This window comes from Actinokineospora globicatena (assembly GCF_024171945.1).
In the GTDB taxonomy this organism is placed as follows: Bacteria; Actinomycetota; Actinomycetes; order Mycobacteriales; family Pseudonocardiaceae; genus Actinokineospora; species Actinokineospora globicatena.
On sequence record NZ_JAMTCR010000006.1, the window covers coordinates 632533 to 648456 of the forward strand.

At 70.7% G+C, this 15924-nt stretch carries 15 protein-coding genes and 1 pseudogene; 8 read left to right on the forward strand and 8 right to left on the reverse strand.

All coding sequences use genetic code 11. The annotated features are described in order from the left end of the window. Nucleotides 1–514 precede the first annotated feature (514 nt). From LV79_RS30415 to LV79_RS30420, 4 genes and pseudogenes are all read left to right on the forward strand, one after another. Entirely contained in the window at nucleotides 515–1546 is a 1032-nt protein-coding gene (locus LV79_RS30415) for a helix-turn-helix domain-containing protein (protein ID WP_253841725.1), read from the forward strand. 63 nt (nucleotides 1547–1609) lie between these two features. Continuing rightward, nucleotides 1610–1810, forward strand: a pseudogene (locus tag LV79_RS34915) (hypothetical protein); the annotation flags it as partial. Nucleotides 1811–1824: 14 nt separating this feature from the next. Further along, the gene (locus tag LV79_RS34245) at nucleotides 1825–1956 is read left to right on the forward strand and encodes a hypothetical protein (RefSeq protein WP_285470690.1); all 132 of its coding nucleotides are present in this window, start codon (nucleotides 1825–1827) and stop codon (nucleotides 1954–1956) included. Nucleotides 1957–1994: 38 nt separating this feature from the next. Continuing rightward, nucleotides 1995–2648 (forward strand): L,D-transpeptidase family protein, encoded by a 654-nt coding sequence (locus tag LV79_RS30420; protein ID WP_253841726.1) that lies wholly within the window; start codon nucleotides 1995–1997, stop codon nucleotides 2646–2648. Here LV79_RS30420 and LV79_RS30425 read toward each other — a convergent pair. The 5 genes from LV79_RS30425 to LV79_RS30445 are packed head-to-tail and all read right to left on the reverse strand — an operon-like array spanning nucleotide 2629 to nucleotide 9906. Next, nucleotides 2629–4497, reverse strand: a complete 1869-nt coding sequence (locus LV79_RS30425) for a caspase family protein (protein WP_253841727.1) — start codon at nucleotides 4495–4497, stop codon at nucleotides 2629–2631. The two genes, LV79_RS30420 and LV79_RS30425, sit on opposite strands and share 20 nt — an antisense overlap. Before the next feature lie 19 nt (nucleotides 4498–4516). Next, nucleotides 4517–6580, reverse strand: coding sequence for a caspase family protein (locus LV79_RS30430; protein ID WP_253841728.1), 2064 nt, complete (start codon nucleotides 6578–6580; stop codon nucleotides 4517–4519). A gap of 18 nt (nucleotides 6581–6598) precedes the next feature. Next, entirely contained in the window at nucleotides 6599–6970 is a 372-nt protein-coding gene (locus tag LV79_RS30435) for an effector-associated constant component EACC1 (RefSeq protein ID WP_253841729.1), read from the reverse strand. Between the two features lie 45 nt (nucleotides 6971–7015). Further along, the gene (locus LV79_RS30440; protein WP_253841888.1) at nucleotides 7016–8443 is read right to left on the reverse strand and encodes an aldehyde dehydrogenase family protein; all 1428 of its coding nucleotides are present in this window, start codon (nucleotides 8441–8443) and stop codon (nucleotides 7016–7018) included. A 14-nt stretch (nucleotides 8444–8457) separates the two neighbouring features. After that, nucleotides 8458–9906, reverse strand: a complete 1449-nt coding sequence (locus tag LV79_RS30445) for an aldehyde dehydrogenase family protein (RefSeq protein WP_253841730.1) — start codon at nucleotides 9904–9906, stop codon at nucleotides 8458–8460. Nucleotides 9907–10053: 147 nt separating this feature from the next. Here LV79_RS30445 and LV79_RS30450 point away from each other — a divergent pair, with 147 nt between their 5' ends. Beyond that, nucleotides 10054–10602: a DUF3558 family protein gene (locus tag LV79_RS30450; RefSeq protein ID WP_253841731.1), complete on the forward strand. Its 549-nt coding sequence runs from the start codon at nucleotides 10054–10056 to the stop codon at nucleotides 10600–10602. A gap of 3 nt (nucleotides 10603–10605) precedes the next feature. On the opposite strand, the gene LV79_RS30455 is transcribed toward LV79_RS30450, so the two are convergent. From LV79_RS30455 to LV79_RS30465, 3 genes are all read right to left on the reverse strand, one after another. Continuing rightward, entirely contained in the window at nucleotides 10606–11109 is a 504-nt protein-coding gene (locus LV79_RS30455) for a DUF3558 domain-containing protein (protein ID WP_253841732.1), read from the reverse strand. 44 nt (nucleotides 11110–11153) lie between these two features. Next, the gene (locus tag LV79_RS30460; protein ID WP_253841733.1) at nucleotides 11154–11516 is read right to left on the reverse strand and encodes a hypothetical protein; all 363 of its coding nucleotides are present in this window, start codon (nucleotides 11514–11516) and stop codon (nucleotides 11154–11156) included. A 213-nt stretch (nucleotides 11517–11729) separates the two neighbouring features. Continuing rightward, nucleotides 11730–12695 (reverse strand): AraC-like ligand-binding domain-containing protein, encoded by a 966-nt coding sequence (locus LV79_RS30465; RefSeq protein WP_253841734.1) that lies wholly within the window; start codon nucleotides 12693–12695, stop codon nucleotides 11730–11732. A gap of 276 nt (nucleotides 12696–12971) precedes the next feature. On the opposite strand from LV79_RS30465, the gene hpaD reads away from it, so the two are divergent. Genes hpaD through LV79_RS30480 form a run of 3 tightly spaced genes read left to right on the forward strand, consistent with a single transcriptional unit; the run spans nucleotide 12972 to nucleotide 15885 of the window. Further along, nucleotides 12972–13838 (forward strand): 3,4-dihydroxyphenylacetate 2,3-dioxygenase, encoded by an 867-nt coding sequence (hpaD, locus tag LV79_RS30470; RefSeq protein WP_253841735.1) that lies wholly within the window; start codon nucleotides 12972–12974, stop codon nucleotides 13836–13838. After that, the gene (locus LV79_RS30475) at nucleotides 13835–15232 is read left to right on the forward strand and encodes a fumarylacetoacetate hydrolase family protein (RefSeq protein WP_253841736.1); all 1398 of its coding nucleotides are present in this window, start codon (nucleotides 13835–13837) and stop codon (nucleotides 15230–15232) included. The genes hpaD and LV79_RS30475 overlap by 4 nt, the downstream gene beginning before the upstream one ends. Next, on the forward strand, nucleotides 15229–15885 hold the full coding sequence (locus LV79_RS30480; protein WP_253841737.1) for a GntR family transcriptional regulator: 657 nt from the start codon (nucleotides 15229–15231) through the stop codon (nucleotides 15883–15885). The genes LV79_RS30475 and LV79_RS30480 overlap by 4 nt, the downstream gene beginning before the upstream one ends. The last annotated feature ends 39 nt before the right edge of the window (nucleotides 15886–15924 follow it).

Genomic DNA, 15924 nt, shown 5'->3' on the forward strand with positions numbered 1-15924 from the left:
AGTCTCTCTGACGGACTTCCGGTCCTTCGGGCCGGGCCCACAGGCGGGCGGTGCGGAGCCAGCGGCGGGCCGTTCATTCACCTAGCGACACGCCGATCATTCACCTAGCGACACGCCGAGTTTGACCAGGTCTAACTCCAGCCCCGCCGGCTAGCCCTCGACCTGGCCTCTAGCCCCCGCCGAACCGCTCCGCGCGCGCGGTCCCACCCCTGCCCGGCCCCCACCCTCTCCGGGGGGCGTCCCTGGGCCAGTCTACCGGGACCCCCCGACAGTGGATCTTGAAAGTGCCCCCGCGAATATCCAGATGTGGATAACTTCTGTCACCCGGCCGTGTGGAGTTTCGCCTGGCCGGGGGTCGGGGCAGCGTGTCACGAGACGTGGTGATGCCGTCACCCTGGGAGACGGTTGGGTGCACTTTGTGTCGATCGGCGGGTCACTCGGTGTTGTGGTATTGCCCCGTTCGGCCCAAAGCCCGTAAATTTCTGTAACTGGCGTTGCGGCGGAGGGCGGCGAGATGGACCCCACGATGGTGGCGTCGGCGGTGCGGATCGGCGCCGCGCTCGGGAGTGGGGCCGACGTCGAGTGGGACGAGGTGTTCGACGCGATCACCGGTGCCGTCCCCGACGTGTGCGCCGCCCAGGTCACCGGGTGGGACCCGGTGGCGCGCGGGTTCGTGATCCTCGCCGAGCGCGGGTACTCGCGGACCATCTCCCAGGACCTCGCCCACGAGCTGCCGCGCACCCGCTGGGGCGGGCAGCTGTTCGACTCCGCCGTCCCGCTGCTCATGGACGACGCGCCGCACAACTTCCGCGACTCGCCGCACTACCAGGAGAACCTGCGCCCGGCCGGGCTCGAGGACGGGCTGTCGGCCGCGCTGCGCCTGGGCAGGCAGCGCGTCGTCGGCATCCTGCACATCAACGCCTCGGTCCAGGGGTCCTTCGGCGAGCGCACCCGCTCGTTCGTCACCGAGTTGGAAACCACCTTCGCCCGCCGGGTCGACCCGCTGCGCTCCCCGCGCTTCGAGGCCTGGTTCGGCCCCGAGTGGACCGCCAGCCGCATCGTCCCCGGCGGCACCCCGCTCCCGCTCGCCGACCGCCAGCCCTCGCCGCTCGCCGACGACCCCAAGGTCCAGGCCCTCGGCGCGGCCTTCGGCGAACTGGGCGTCGGCACCGTCGCGTTCCTCTGGCCGGGCCCGGACGGCTGGTACCGGGTCCGCCTGCTGCGCGTCACCGAGGGCCCGCGCACCGGCGTCATCCTCGCCACCGCCCCGTACGCCAACGCCATGGGCCTGACCGCCCGCGAGATCGACGTGGCCACCGGCATCGTCGCGGGCCTGAGCAACCAGGCCATCGCCGAGGGCCTCGTCGTCAGCCGCCGCACCGTCGAGACCTACGTCGAACGCCTCCTGGGCAAGCTCGACTGCCAGTCGCGCGGCGAGGCCGCCGGTGTCGCCGCCCGCGCGGGCATCATCCGCCCCACCCCGACCCCCAACGGCGTCGGCGACCTCCACCGCCTCACCCGCGGCTCCGAACCCCGCTGGCCCTGACCCGCGTTCAGTCGACGTGGATTCCCGGCACCGCCCGCGAGAAGGCGACAAGCCGAGCCAGCGATGGCGCGGAAATGTCCCGGATTCCCGTCGAACACAATTCGACGCAGTGCTTTCCGTTGCAACGACTACTTCTCCGCCAGCGGACGGTTGCGCATCCCCGGACAGCTCCAGACCCGCGGCTACGTGCGTGAGCAGCTCGCGCCGTACTTCGCGGTCGAGAAGCTCGAGTCCGCCATCGCGGCACGGCTCACGCGACAGGAACGGCTCTGGGGAGGATGGCGTGGTTCCTGCTTGCCGTGGGACCGGTATCGGCGGTCATCGCCGTGCTGGTCGTGTACCTCATGTCCCATCATCACGCCGTGGTGCGCCGTTTCCCGGGCGGCGGGTTCGGCCTGTTCGGTCCATAGTGGATCGGTCGGGTCGGGCGACCGAGGGGTGGCGTGGGATGCGGGTGCTGCTTGCGGGACTTCTGCTGCTGGTGACGCCGGGGATGGCGGCGGCTCAGGCGCGAGGGTTGCCGTTGGCCTATGGCGGGTCGGCGGGTCAGGTGGTCACGGTGGTGGTGGGGGCGCCGGGGGCGACCACGGGGACGTTGACCGGGTGGCGGCGGACGGCGACCGGGTGGGTCGCCGAGGTGGGGCCGGTGAGCGCGTTCGTGGGGAAGGCGGGGGTCGGGCAGGCGAGTGAGGGGAGCACCAAGACGCCGGTGGGGGTTTGGGGGTTGACGGAGGCGTTCGGGCACAGGCCGGGCAACGGGACGCGGGTGCCGTACAAGCAGGTGGACACCTGGGACTGGTGGGTGTCCGACGTCGGGTCCGCGCACTACAACAAGCCATACCGGTGCGCGCCGGGGAGTTGCCCGTTCAACGAGGGCGCGGGCGAGAACCTGGGCAAGGTCGGGTACGCCTACGACCGGGCGGTGGTCATGGACTACAACCGGGCGCCGGTGGTGCGCGGGGCCGGGTCGGCGTTCTTCCTGCACGTCAGCACGGGTCGGCCGACCGCGGGGTGCGTGAGCGTCCCCGCGCCCGCGCTCGACGCCGTCCTCGCCTGGCTCGACCCGGCCGCCCGCCCGGTGATCAACGTCGGGGTGGGCTGAGGGCCCGGTCCGGCCACACCGCCACCACGGCGCCGACGACCACGGCGAGGGTCATCGGGTCGGTCAGGAGGGTTTCGCGCGGCTCGAGCAGCAGGATCGTCGCCACCAAGCCCAGCCGGGCCGGGACCGACGTCTGGCGGTCGGTGAGGATCGGCAGCGTCACCAGCGACAGCGCGGCCGTCGTCCAGAACGGCGTGTAGCTGTGCCAGCCGATCACCGCGTAACCGGCGACGGCGACGGCGATGACCTGGAAGGTGACGTCCCTGGCCAGGGGGGCGCCGGTCCGCACCCTGGTCGTCACGGTGATCACGGTGACCACCAGCAGCACGCCGAGCGCGAGCAACGCCGCCACGTGCGAGTCGTCCCGGTAGCCGGGGAACAGCACCCCGACCGTCGCCACGACGGCCCAGGCCGTACCGGCGACGGCCTCCCACGTCCCGTTCCCGCGCCGCACCCCGTTGTGCACCAAGACCGCGGCGAACGCGGCGAGCAACCCGAGGCCGTACACCCGAATCGGCCAGTTCCCGCGCGCGACGGACTCCGCGAGGGCGGTCGCGTACGCCGCGCTCATCGCGATCGCGCCGAAACCGACGCCGATGGCGATTCCCCGCCACCGTTCGCGTGCGACGACCAGCCCCACCATCGCCGCCACGAGCACCCAGTTCACCACCGGCATGACCGCGCCGATCGCGGCCAACTGCCACATCCAGGTGTCGATGTCCGCACGCGCCTCCGCCCAGCCCCGATCACCGGTGAGCACGGCCAGGGTGATCGCCGCCGCACCCGCCAGCACGCCGCCAAGGACCCGCCACCGCAGCGCGGGGTCGCTCAGGGTCGGCCCCGAACGAGCGGGTCGTGGCGTGGTTGTCGGAGCAGCGGGCCGGGGTGCCGGTTTCGTGGCCAGGGCGGTGGCGGCTGCTTCTGACACCGCTCGGCTGTCGTCCTCGGCGAGGTCCTCCAGTGCTAGTCGCGCGGCGAGGGCCAGCCCCTCGTGCCCGCCGGTGACCATGCCCGCCAGTTCTTCGATCGCGCCCAGCCGCACCAACCGGTTGGGGTGGTCGACGGCCTCGCGCAGGTCCACCGGCAGCTCTGACGGCACGGTCACCGGACGCGCGCGCCGGGCGATGTGCAGGTCACCTTGCAGGTCGAACACCCACTTGCCCGGCGTCTGGTTCGACGTGGACGCCCGGACCCGCTCGTAGACGTACTCGTAGAGCTCGTCCAGCCCCACGTACCCGTCCTGGTCGCGGTCGGCGTCCCCGGTGCGCAACCCCTCGACCAACGCGGCCGTGAACACCGACGGCCCGCCCGCGCCCGATTCCGTCACCTCCTGGCCCTCGAATGCGTACTCGAGCGCGCTCGACGCCGTGATCACCGCCCGGCCGCGCCCCTCGAACTGCTCGCCCAGCGCCACTGCCGTCCCCGCCCGCGCGACCACACCACGCCCGAACGCGCCCGCGTAGCAGCAGTCCAGCAGCAGCACGACCCGCCGCGCCCTGGTCCGGTTCATCAACCGCCGCACGAAGTCCCCGGCCACGGCCGTCGCCGCCAACCGGTTCAACTTGGTCCCGGCGGTCGCGAAGTACAGGTCCCCGGCCTCGTCCTTCACCCCGTGCCCGGAGAAGTACAGGACCAGCAGCTCGTCGGGTGTGCGGTCGGCGAAGAACTCCTCGATCGCCTCGCCGGTCTCCGCCACCCCCGCGTTGCGCACCGTCCGCACCGCGAACCCGCCGATGTCGGCGTCCTCCAACACCGCCGCCAACTGCTCGGCGTCGTGCTGCGGCGCCCGCAACTCGCGGAGCCCCGGGTCCTGATAAGCGTCGTTGGCCACGATCAACGCATGTCGCACGGCACACCTCCTCGGCTGACTACATCGAGCGCGCGGGCTCCTCTATGTCTGATGACGCGACTGCGTCACCCCACAGGGCGAGTCCGATGGCGGTTAACCCGAACGCGATGTTCACGTAGGTAGCGATATCGACGCTCGTTACCGGAGGCATGTGGATGAGCACGGCAGCGACAACGCCGATCCGCGCGATCGTCAGTGCCCGGCCTGTTAGGCATACCTGCGTGGTTAGCCCGATGACCACGAAGGCGATGTACATCGCCGTGTTCGATGTGGACGGACGTGACAGGCTTGTGTAACCGAGGTCGCCTAGCAGTAAGAGGGGAAACAGAAGGTCGACCACGATTGGCTTACCTTCGCCGTAGCTCCTAGCGATGTCAGCGATTGCGAAGCCTAAGAGCAGTACTACGCCTACACCGATCGGGATCAGCCACTGCGGGTCCTTGCTGTAGGCGTTCGGGACGAACAGGTCGACCACCAACGCGCCACACGCCGCGACCGCGACCACGTGCGCTCGCCCGAGACCGGTGAGCCGCGATGACGCAGAGCCGTTGAGGGCGAGACACCCCACGGCGAGCAGCAGTCCGACCACATAGAGCGTGGTGGACGCGTACTGGCTCGCTCTCCCCATGGCCACCGCCGTGGCGACCTTCGCGGCGTACGCGAGCCCCACCATCGCCAAGGGCAACCCGACCGCGGGCGCGAGGTTCCGCCGCTCCCACGGCCGCACAACCACCGCGATCAGGGCGACCACCAACAGCCACGTCGCCGCAGACGTAAGCACCAACGCGAACGGCGTCGCGATCACCCACTCCGCCAACTCCGGGGAGACCACCACCATCTGCGTCGGCGCCGCCGCCACCAACGCCACCACCGCCGCGACGGCGAGCGCCACAGCGCTCCACAGCCTTGCCAGCCGCACCGTGACCAGCGGGACCGACGAAGTGCTCGTGGTGTCGCCGCTGATCACCGGTGTGTCCGCAGAGTCGGACCTGTGCGGCTGCTCGACCTCCTCATCGACTTCGTCCGACGGCTCCGCCACCGCTGTCTGCTGGTCGACTCGTGGTTCGCCGGAACTCGACGCTGGCACAGGAGTTGGGGTTGGTGTGGGTATGGGCGCGGGGGAGTGGGCCTTGAGCACCTCGGTCGCCGCGGCGACCACCCGGCGGCTGTCGTCCGCGGCGAGGTCGGCCAAGGCGAGGCGAGCAGCTAGAGCCCTGCCCTCGTGGCCCGCTGTCAACAGGCGCTCAAGGTCCTTGACCACGCCCTCGCGCACCGAGACCAGCAGGTGCCCCATGGCGTCGCGGAGCTGTTCGGGCAGTTCCGACGGCACCGTCACCGGTCGTGCTCGGCGGGCGATCCGGAGGTCGCCGCGCAGGTCGAACACCCATTTGCCCGGGGTCTGGTGGGGTGTCGCCGCGCGGACTCGGTCGTAGACGTGGTCGTAGAGCTCGTCCAAGCCCACGACGCCGTCCTGGTCGCGGTCGGCGTCGCCGCTGCGCAACCCCTCGACCAGCGCGGCCGTGAACACCGAGGGCTCACCGGCGGTCGAGTCGGTCAGGACCTTGCCCTCGAAGGCGTACTCCATCGCGCTCGACGCCGTGATCACCGCGCGGCCCCGGCCCCGGAAGCGCTCCTCGACGCCGACCTGGTCGCCCGCCCTGGCGACCATGCCCCGGTGGAACGCACCGGCGTAGCAGCAGTCCAGCAGCAGCACGACCTGCCGCGCCCGGGTGCGGTCCATCTGCCTGCGGACGAACTCCGCCGACACCGCCGTGGACCCCAGCCGGTCCAACCTGGTCCCGGCGGTCGCGAAGTGCAGGTCCCCGGCCGGGTCCTTGATGCCGTGGCCGGAGAAGTAGAGCAGCAGCAGGTCCTCGTGCGCGCGGTCGGCGAAGAAGTCCTCGACGGCCTCCGAGGTCGCGCCCGCGGTGAGGTCGAGCTCGGTCGTGACGGCGAAGTCACCGATGGCGGGGTCGGCCAGCACGGCGGCCAGCTCCCTGGCGTCGTGCTCGGGTGCCCGCAGCGCGCGCAGGCCGGGATCGGCGTACGTGCGGTTGGCGACGAGCAGCGCGAGCCTGGCCATGGGGCCAGACCGTACCCCCTACGACGCGGTGTCCTCCCCGGACTCCAGGAAAGTCTCGATCAGGCGCTGCTCTTCGCGCGCGCGGGCACCGGTGATCTCCAGCGCGCGACCGTCCGCCGCGGTGATGGTGATCTTGCGGTCGGCGGCGCGGGTGATCCAGTCGCGCAGCGCCCTGGCGAGTTCCACCAGCACTGGGGAGGAGCTGACCGCGACCACCAGGGTGGTCAGGGTCGCCGGGTCGACGCCCTTGCTGTGCTCGGGCGGGGTGCCCTTGCCGCCGAGGTCGACCGAGTCGACGTCGAGTTCGAGCAGCTCGGCGCGCAACTGCCTGGTCAGGGCGTCGGACTCGGACTCGTCAGCGCCGTGCACGTGCACGGAGATCGACCTCATGGTCGACACCGTAGCGGGGCCGGTGACCCCGCCACGGCACCGGGATCACGCGACGAACTCGGTCAGCACCATGACCTTCGGCTCGGTGAAGTCCAGCATCGCCGACTGCACGCCCTCGCGGCCCACGCCGGAGTCCTTGACCCCGCCGTAGGGCATCTGGTCGGCCCGGTAGGTCGGGACGTCGCCGATGACCACCCCGCCGACCTGCAGCTTCGCCGTGGCGTGCGCGGCGACCCGCAGGTCGTGGGTGAACACCCCGGCCTGCAGGCCGTAGCGCGAGCGGTTGGCGGTCGCGACGGCCTCGTCCACCGAGGCGACCCGCTCGACCACGATCACCGGGCCGAACACCTCCTCGGTGACCACCGCGCAGCCCGCGGGAACGTCCGCGAGCACCACCGGGTCGATGGCGTTGCCGTTGGTCCTGCCGCCGGTGAGGAGTGTCGCGCCCCTGGTCACCGCGTCGGCCACCCAGTCCGACACCCGGCGGGCGGCGTCGGCGTTGATCAGCGGGCCGACGTGCGTCGCCGGGTGCGCCGGGTCGCCGGTCGGCAGCGCGCGCACGTGCCTGACCAGCGCGGGCACGAACTCGTCATAGACGTCGGTGTGCGCGTAGACCCGCTGCACCGACACGCACGACTGGCCCGCCTGGTGCGTCCCGTACATCGCGATCCTGGCGGCGGCGCCGTCGAGGTCGGCCCAGTCCGGGGCGACGATGACCGGCGCGTTGCCGCCCAGCTCGAGCAGCACGTGCTTGCGCGGGTGCGAGTCGTTGATCCGCCAGCCGACCGCGTCGGACCCGGTGAACGAGATGACCGGCAGCCTCGGGTCGCCCACCAGGGCCGCGACCTGCTCGTTGGTCATCGGCAGCACCGACCACGCGCCCGGGGGCAGGTCGGTCTCGGCCAGCAGCTCACCGAGCAGCAGCGCCGAGAGCGGCGTCGCCGGGGCGGGCTTGATGAGCACCGGACAGCCCGCGGCGATGGCCGGGGCCAGCTTGTGCGCGACCAGGTTCACCGGGAAGTTGAACGGGGTGATGCCCAGCACCGGCCCGCGCGGGACCTGCCGGACCAGCGCGACCCGGCCCTCGGAGCCGGGGTCGGTGTCGAGCCGCTGCACGCTGCCGGAGAACCGGCGGGCCTCCTCGGCGCCCCACCGGAACGTGGCCACCGCGCGGGTGACCTCGGTGCGCGCCCAGGTGATCGGCTTGCCCGACTCGGCGGTGATCAGCGCCGCCACCTCGTCGAGCCGCTCGGCCAGCCGCCGCGACACGTGGTCGAGCGCGTCGGCCCGCACGTGCGCGGGCAGGTTGGCGACCTCGTCGCGGACGGCGGCCGCGGCGGCCACCGCCTCCTCGATGTCGGCGGCGGTGGCGTTGCTGGTGACCCCGGTGACCGCGGCGTCATACGGGCTGCGCACGGTCACCGGGGAGTCGGAGGTGCGGGGCTTGCCCGCGACCCAGTACGGGGTCGGCACGGGAGTGGGGCCGCTCACTGGGCCTGCCCGTAGTGCATCCAAACGCCCTTGATCTCGGTGTAGGCCTCGATCGCGTAGGGACCCATCTCGCGGCCCCACCCGCTGGACTTGAAGCCGCCCCACGGTCCGGCGGCGTCGGGGATGCAGGGCATGTTGACGAACACGGCGCCCGCGCGGATGCCGTCGGCGAGGCGGTGGGCGGTGCGCACGTCGTCGGTCCAGACCGACGCCGCGAGGCCGTACGGGGAGTCGTTGACGCGGTGCAGCAGCTGGTCCTCGTCGTCGTAGTCCAGCACGGTCAGCACCGGGCCGAAGATCTCCTCGCGCACGATCGCCATGTCGTCGGAGACACCGGCGAAGACGGTCGGGCGGTAGAAGTTGCCCTTGGCCAGATCACCGTCGACGCGCGCGCCACCAGCGACAAGCTGAGCGCCAGCGGTAACGCCACCGCGCACGTAGGAGTCCACCTTGGCCAGGTGCTCGGCGGTGACTAGAGGGCCGAGCTGGGTGTCTGCGGCGTTACCCGGACCGATCTTGAGACCGTCGACAGCCTTGCCGAGCTTGGTGGCGAACTCGTCCACGCGCTTCGAGTCGACATAGAGGCGGGCGAACGCGGCGCACACCTGGCCGCTGTTGAGCAGACCGCCCGCGACCGCGCCCGCGACGGCGGCGTCGATGTTGGCGTCCCGCGCGATGACGGTCGGGGTCTTGCCGCCGAGCTCCAGGGTGACGCGCTTGAGGTCGTGCGCGGAGGCGGCCACGATGTCCTTGCCGACCTCGGTGGACCCGGTGAAGGACACCTTGTCGACGCCGGGGTGGCGGACCAGGGCCTTGCCAGCCGCGGGGCCGCCGGTGATCAGGTTGACCACACCGGCCGGGACGCCCGCCTCGGCGCACAGCCTGGTCAGGTAGGCGGCGGTCAGCGAGGTCTGCTCCGCGGGCTTGAGCACCACGGTGTTGCCGCAGGCCAGCGCCGGTGCCAGCTTCCACGTCATGATCATCAGCGGGAAGTTCCACGGGGCGATCAGCGCGCACACCCCGACCGGCTCCCGCTTGTCGAACTGCAGGGTGTCCGGGAACGACACCTGCCGCACCGCCCCGTCGATCTTGGTGGCGAACCCGGCGAAGTAGCGGAAGTGCTCCACGGCCCCGGCCACGCTGACCGCCTTCGCGACCCCCAGCGGCTGCCCCTGGTCCGCGGTCTCCAGCGCCGCGATCTCCTCGCCGTTCGCCTCGATCAGGTCCGCGATCCGCCACAGGATCCTCGCCCGCTCGGTCGCCGGAACCCGCCCCCACACCGGCAACGCGGCCCGAGCCGCCGCCACCGCCGCGTCCACCTCAGCCGCCCCGGCGTCCACCAGGGTCGCGATCCGCTCCCCACTGGCCGGATCGACGCTGGCGAACTCCCCCGCCCCCGCTGGGCGCACCCACTCCCCGTCGATGAAAAGACCCTCGGTGCGCATCGGCTCCCCTTCCTTGCCGCCACTGGACGAACGCGAGGGTAAGTGTCAGCCCACCCCCCACCCCAGTGATTGCCTATCAGCGCATGGGAATTGACCCGCCGCGCCCGGTGGTACGGTGGCATCGACTCTGGGGAGGGTTCGACTTCCATGCGTTTCCCGCTGCTCGCGGCCTGTGCCGTGCTGCTCACGTCCTGCTCGTCCGACCCGGCACCGGCGCCACCGCCCGTGGCCCCGGTCGTGTCCACGCTCGCCGCCCCCGCGGTGTCCACCCCGCTGCGCATTGACGAGTACACCGGTGAGCCGTGCCTGCTGATCACCGTCGACGACCTCCAGGTCGACTACCCGGTCAGCGACCACATCACCAGCAACGGCGAGGACCAGTGCTGGTACGAGGCGACCAGTTCGGACTACGGGACCTTCCAGACCAGGCTCAGCACCGACACCTCACCGCTGGAAGCCGCCTACCGCAACGCCTCCCGCTACGAACACTTCGAACCGACCGTGATCGAGGGAATGCCCGCCGTCACCGCCGCCGAGAAACGCGACGGCACCGACGGCTGCGCGATCATCGTCGGCACGTCGCCCACCCAGGGCTTCACCCTCATCCGCAACCCCGACAAATCCCCCAAACCCGCGGCCGACCTCTGCGCCCCCACCCTCACCTACGCCACCAACGCCCTCAAACGCCTGCGGTGACCCCTAGGGCAGTTCCCGCTCCACGACCTTCGCCGCATCCAGCGCAGGCGCGCAGAGCTCCGCGGGATCCCCACCGATCCCCATGACGTCGACCCGGGAACTCGCGGTCAGCTCAATGCTGACGATGCACCCGATATTGTCCGGACCTAGCCCTTGCACCGCAGTGCGTCCGCCCAGGTCGACAGGGGCGGCCGGGCCCGCGGTCCGGAGGTCCTTGAGACCCAGCGCGGGGTAGTACCCGACACTGATGGTGTAGCTGTCCGCTGCGGAGTCCTTGCGAACGCGCCAATCACACCAGGTGACACCGGTGACCTGCCGAGGCTTGGGCTGACCAGTGATCCCCAGGGCCTGATGGGTCGAGTCCGGCAGCAGTTCACAGGGCTTCACCGCGTTCTCCGGCCCAGAACTGGTCCTCGGCGGCCGGGTCGACGTGCTGGCCCCAGACTCAGCAGGCGCCGGAGTACCCGTGGTCTGCGTCGTGCACGCGGAGAGCAAGACCAACACCACCGCAGAACCAAACAAGAGCGAACGCCGCACGGTCTGGTGCCCCTTCAAGAGAGTGTGCCCGCTGCTTGGTGGTCAGCCTGTTGATAGTTTGCCATGGCCTGACGCACACCGGTCTCCGCGCTGGCCAAGGACTCGCGTAGACGGAGTAGTTGCGTGATGAAGCCTTGTTCATCGTTGGCGACCTGCTGGAGGAACGGCTTCATCGCCTCCGCGTTGTTGGAGCTGCCCAGCTTGGCCACCTGGTTCAGGAAGGCGAGCTGAGTTTGCTGCTCATCGATCCACTCGATGAGGTTGCGGATTGCAGTCAGTAGGGCCTCACCGCCACGCTCGTTGACAGCGAAGCCGCCACGCAGTGCTAGGGCGGCGAACTCACCCACTGCTGCCCCGATGCCATCAGCTGGTTCCACCCGTGCTCCCCCGATGTGCTCCTCCGACGATCCTAGCAAGGTTGACATCGGGGCAATGCCGAAGGAGGCAACTCCCGCACCGAAACTGAGGGGTCGCCACGGCGGGCAGATTTGTCCGCAGAGAGGTTGGAAGGCCAGTGCCGGTGACCGCGTTGCAGTCGCTGAGGCGCACGCTCAAGTGCCTGCGAGAAGTGCGGGCGGGCTCCTTGGGTGCTAGTCGGCGCGGTGGGTGGCGCTGCGTTGGCGGTATTCGCTGGGGGAGAGGCCGTATTCGGTTTTGAAGGCGCGGCTGAGGTAGGAGGCGTCTACTAGGCCCCAGCGGGCGCCGATGGTGCCGATGGCCAGTTGTTGCTTGGCGGGGTCGGCGAGGTCTTGGCCGCAGCGCTCGAGGCGGCGTTGGCGGATCCAGCCGGAGACGGTCACGCCCGCGTCGCTGAAGAGTTTGTGGAGGTAGCGGGTGGAGATGTGGTGGGCTGCGGCGATCTCGGTGGGGGACAGGGCCGGGTCGTTGAGGTGGGTCTCCACATAGGACTTGATTTTGACCAGCAGCGCGCCGCGGGTGGACTCGGCGGGGACGTTGGAGTAGTCGACGCGGTCGGCCAGGGCTGTGCCGAGGAGGTCGACGACGTTGCGGGCCAGGCGGACGCTGCCGTAGACCTGCGGGTCGTCGAGGTTCCTGGCCAGTTGCACCAGGATCGACGACACGATGCCGGACACGCCGGACACGCCGGAGAAGCGGGTGGCGGTCAGCTGCTCCACGTGGCCCGACGGCAGGCACAGCATGTCGCGCGGGAACATCAAGACCAAAGTGGACGACACGTCGTCGAAGGCCAGGGTGTAGGGCCGGGTCGTGTCGTAGATGGCGAAGTCGCCCGGGTCCAGCGCCGCCTGGCGGCCGTCCTGCGACAACCGGGCGGTGCCGTGCAGCTGCAGGCCCAGCTTGTACATCTCCGGGTTCGCCCTGGCGATGGCGCGCTGGGTGCGGCGGACGGTGTGGGCGTCGGCGGTGGCCTCGTAGACGGCGACGCTGCCCAGGTTCTGCCCGCGCAGCCGCCCCCGGAAGGCCGCGCGCTCACCGGGCGCCGCCTCCAGCGGGACGAACGTCTGCGACACCGCGGACTCCCACAGGTCGAACTGCTGCGCCGCTGGCGCGCCCGCCGTCGTCACCGAGTACGTCAACGCCTGTACCTCCTTGCCGCAAGTGACACTGCGTGACTGGGAACACTCTGCCCCGCGCCCCGGTCCCGTCAAGGGGCCGTCGCGCACCGAGTCCGACCCGCAACACGGGCCTGCCGCGATGCGCTGGTGGACAACCGCTGTGCACCCCTTGCCAACCGCACAACGCCGGAAGTGGGTAGACCTGTTCCCATCGGTGGCACGCGCCGCCGCCGGAGTCGGAATCATAGGCGATCGGCTACATGATTTCGACGACGAAGTCCGATCGAGGAGGTCACCATGGGTGAGCTGGTCCTGGCAGCCAAGATCACGCACGTTCCGTCGATCTGGCTGTCCATCCAGCCCGGCAAGAACCACGGCATCCGCAAGCCCGCCGAGGAGGGCCTGGCGGAGGTGGGCAGACGGGCCCGCGAGCGTGGCGCCGACACCTTCCTGGTCGCCGACTCGCACTGGATGAACAGCATGAGCTTCCACGTCAACGGGAAGTCCAGGCACTCCGGCAGCTACGCCTCGCACGAGCTGCCGCACTTCATCGCGGACCTGGAGTACGACTACGACGGTGCCGCCGACCTGGCCGCGCTCATCGGCGAGGAGATCAACGCCGGTGGACAAAAAGCGATGGTCCACGACGTCAAGGACCTGGGCCTGGAGTACGCGACCCTGGTGCCGATGCACTTCATGAACCGGCCGGAGAACACCGGCGGCGCCGAGCCGCTCAAGGTGCTACCGATCGGCTGCAACATCTACTCCACCATCGACGAGAACCGCCGGGTCGGCGAGGCCATGCTGCGCGCCATCAAGCGCTCCGACCGCAAGGTCGCCTTCCTGGCCAGCGGCTCGCTCTCGCACCAGTTCCCCACCAACGAGATCTCCTCGCAGTACCTGAACAAGATCTCCAACCCGTTCAACGAGCAGGCCGACCGGGTCGTGCTCGACCAGTGGCGCGAGGGCCGCATCGCGGAGTTCCTGGAGACGCTGCCCACCTACAACGAGCGCTGCACCGGCGAGGCCGCGATGGCCGACACCGCGATGATGTTCGGGCTGCTCGGCTGGAAGGACTACAGCGGGAGAGGTGAGCAGCTCTGCGACTACTTCCCGAGCAGCGGCACCGGCCAGGTCATCGTCGACTTCCCGGTCCCGGCGTGAGCGGGCACCCGCTGGGTCTCCAGCCGTCGAAGATCATCGCGGTGCACCTGAACTACCGCAGCCGCGCCGCCGAGCGGGGCCGCTTCCCCGAGGAGCCGTCCTACTTCGTCAAGCCGCCGTCGTCGCTGTCGCACACGGGCGCTGACCTGGTCCGACCCAAGGGCACTGTCCTGTCCGCGTTCGAGGGCGAGATCGCCGTCGTGATCGGCAAGCGCGCCAAGAACGTGAGCCGCGCGCAGGCACTGGACCACGTCAAGGGCGTCACCGCCGCTAACGACTTCGGTGTCCACGACCTGCGCTACGCCGACCGGGGCTCCAACCTGCGCAGCAAGGGCGCCGACGGCTACACCCCCGTCGGACCGGTCCTGGTGGACCCCCGCACCGCCGACCTGACCCTGCGCACCTGGGTCAACGGCGTCCTGGTGCAGGAAGCCAAGGTCGACGACCTGCTGTTCGACTTCGCCTACCTGATCGCCGACCTGTCGCGCACCATCACCCTGGAGCCCGACGACATCATCCTCTGCGGCACCCCCACCGGCGCCACCGTCGTCGAGCCGGGTGACGTCGTCGAAGTCGCTGTCGGTGACACCGAGCGCCTGGTCAACACCGTTGTGGAGGCCGAGAACGAGCTCCCCAAGCCGGGTGCGCGGCCGCAGGTGACTCCGACGGACCGCGCGATCGCTTACGGCAAGGACGTTCCGGCGATCAAGCCCGAGACCGAGGCGGCGCTCAGGGCGGTGTCCACCGCGACGCTGTCCAGCCAGCTGCGCAAGCGCGGTCTGAACCACACGTTCCTCACCGGACTCGCCCCCGCCCGCCCCGACCTGCGCATGGTCGGCACCGCGCACACGCTGCGCTACCTCCCGTTGCGGGAAGACATGTTCGACCAGCGCGGCGGCGGCATGAACGCCCAGAAGCGCGCGGTCGAGGCCATCGGCGACGGTCAGGTCCTCGTCATCGACTGCCGCGACGAGCACGGCGCGGGCACCATCGGTGACATCCTCGCCCTGCGCGCGGCCCGCCGCGGCGCGGTCGGCATCGTCACCGACGGGTGCCTGCGCGACAGCCCGTCGTTCCGCGAGCTGGAGATCCCGACCTACTCCGCGGGCGCGCACGCGGCGGTCCTTGGCCGCAAGCACGTGCCGTGGGAGATCGGCGTCGACGTCGCCTGCGCCGGTGTGCTGGTGCGCCCCGGTGACGTGCTGGTCGGCGACGGCGAGGGCGTCATCCTCATCCCGCCCGCCATCGTCGACGAGGTCGCCGCCGACGCGCTGGAGATGGAGCGCCAGGAGAAGTTCATCCTGGCCCGCGTCGACGAGGGCGAGTCGGTCGACGGCCTCTACCCGCTCGGTCCGAAGTGGCGCGAGGCCTACGACGACTGGGACGGCCAGTGATCACCCCGGCGCTGGAGGGCCGCTCGAAGACGCAGTTCGCCTACGAGGTCCTCAAGCAGCGCATCGTCGACGGCTGGTACGGCCCCGGTACCCGGCTGGTGTTCGACCGCATCGCCCGCGACCTCGGCGTCAGCGCCGTTCCGGTGCGCGAGGCGGTGCGGCGGCTGGAGGCCGAGGGCTGGGTGGTGTTCGAGCGCAACGTCGGCGCCCAGGTCGCCGGGGTGGACCCGGACCAGTACCGGCACGCCATGCACACGCTGGCGCTGCTGGAGGGCCACGCCATGGCCACCGCGCGGCTGACCCCGGCCGCGCTGGGCAAGGCGGCCACCCTCAACGAGCGGATGCGCGCCACCCTCGCCGAGTTCGACCCGCTCGGTTTCACCCGGCTCAACCGCGAGTTCCACCTGCTGCTGTGCGGCGGCTGCCCCAACCCGCACCTGCGGGACCTGATCACCAGGGAGTGGAACCTGCTCGACGTGCTGCGCCGCTCGACCTTCGCGCTGGTGCCCGGCAGGGCGCGCGAGTCGGTCGAGGAGCACGACGAGCTCTTGCGCCTGCTGCGCACCGGGGCACCCGCCGCCGACGTCGAGGCGTTCGCCAGGCAGCACAAGCTCACCACCGTCAGCGCCGTGTCCACGGTGTCCGGCAAGTAGCACTTCCAAGGTCAGCACCGATGGTCCCCCCGCACGTCT

Excerpts from the sequence above, each read along its gene's own strand:
- LV79_RS30415 (WP_253841725.1), top strand. The coding sequence starts at position 515 with ATGGACCCCACGATGGTGGCGTCGGCGGTGCGGATCGGCGCCGCGCTC.
- LV79_RS34245 (WP_285470690.1), top strand. The coding sequence starts at position 1,825 with ATGGCGTGGTTCCTGCTTGCCGTGGGACCGGTATCGGCGGTCATCGCC.
- LV79_RS30420 (WP_253841726.1), top strand. The coding sequence starts at position 1,995 with ATGCGGGTGCTGCTTGCGGGACTTCTGCTGCTGGTGACGCCGGGGATG.
- LV79_RS30430 (WP_253841728.1), bottom strand. The coding sequence starts at position 6,580 with ATGGCCAGGCTCGCGCTGCTCGTCGCCAACCGCACGTACGCCGATCCC.
- LV79_RS30435 (WP_253841729.1), bottom strand. The coding sequence starts at position 6,970 with ATGAGGTCGATCTCCGTGCACGTGCACGGCGCTGACGAGTCCGAGTCC.
- LV79_RS30445 (WP_253841730.1), bottom strand. The coding sequence starts at position 9,906 with ATGCGCACCGAGGGTCTTTTCATCGACGGGGAGTGGGTGCGCCCAGCG.
- LV79_RS30450 (WP_253841731.1), top strand. The coding sequence starts at position 10,054 with ATGCGTTTCCCGCTGCTCGCGGCCTGTGCCGTGCTGCTCACGTCCTGC.
- hpaD (WP_253841735.1), top strand. The coding sequence starts at position 12,972 with ATGGGTGAGCTGGTCCTGGCAGCCAAGATCACGCACGTTCCGTCGATC.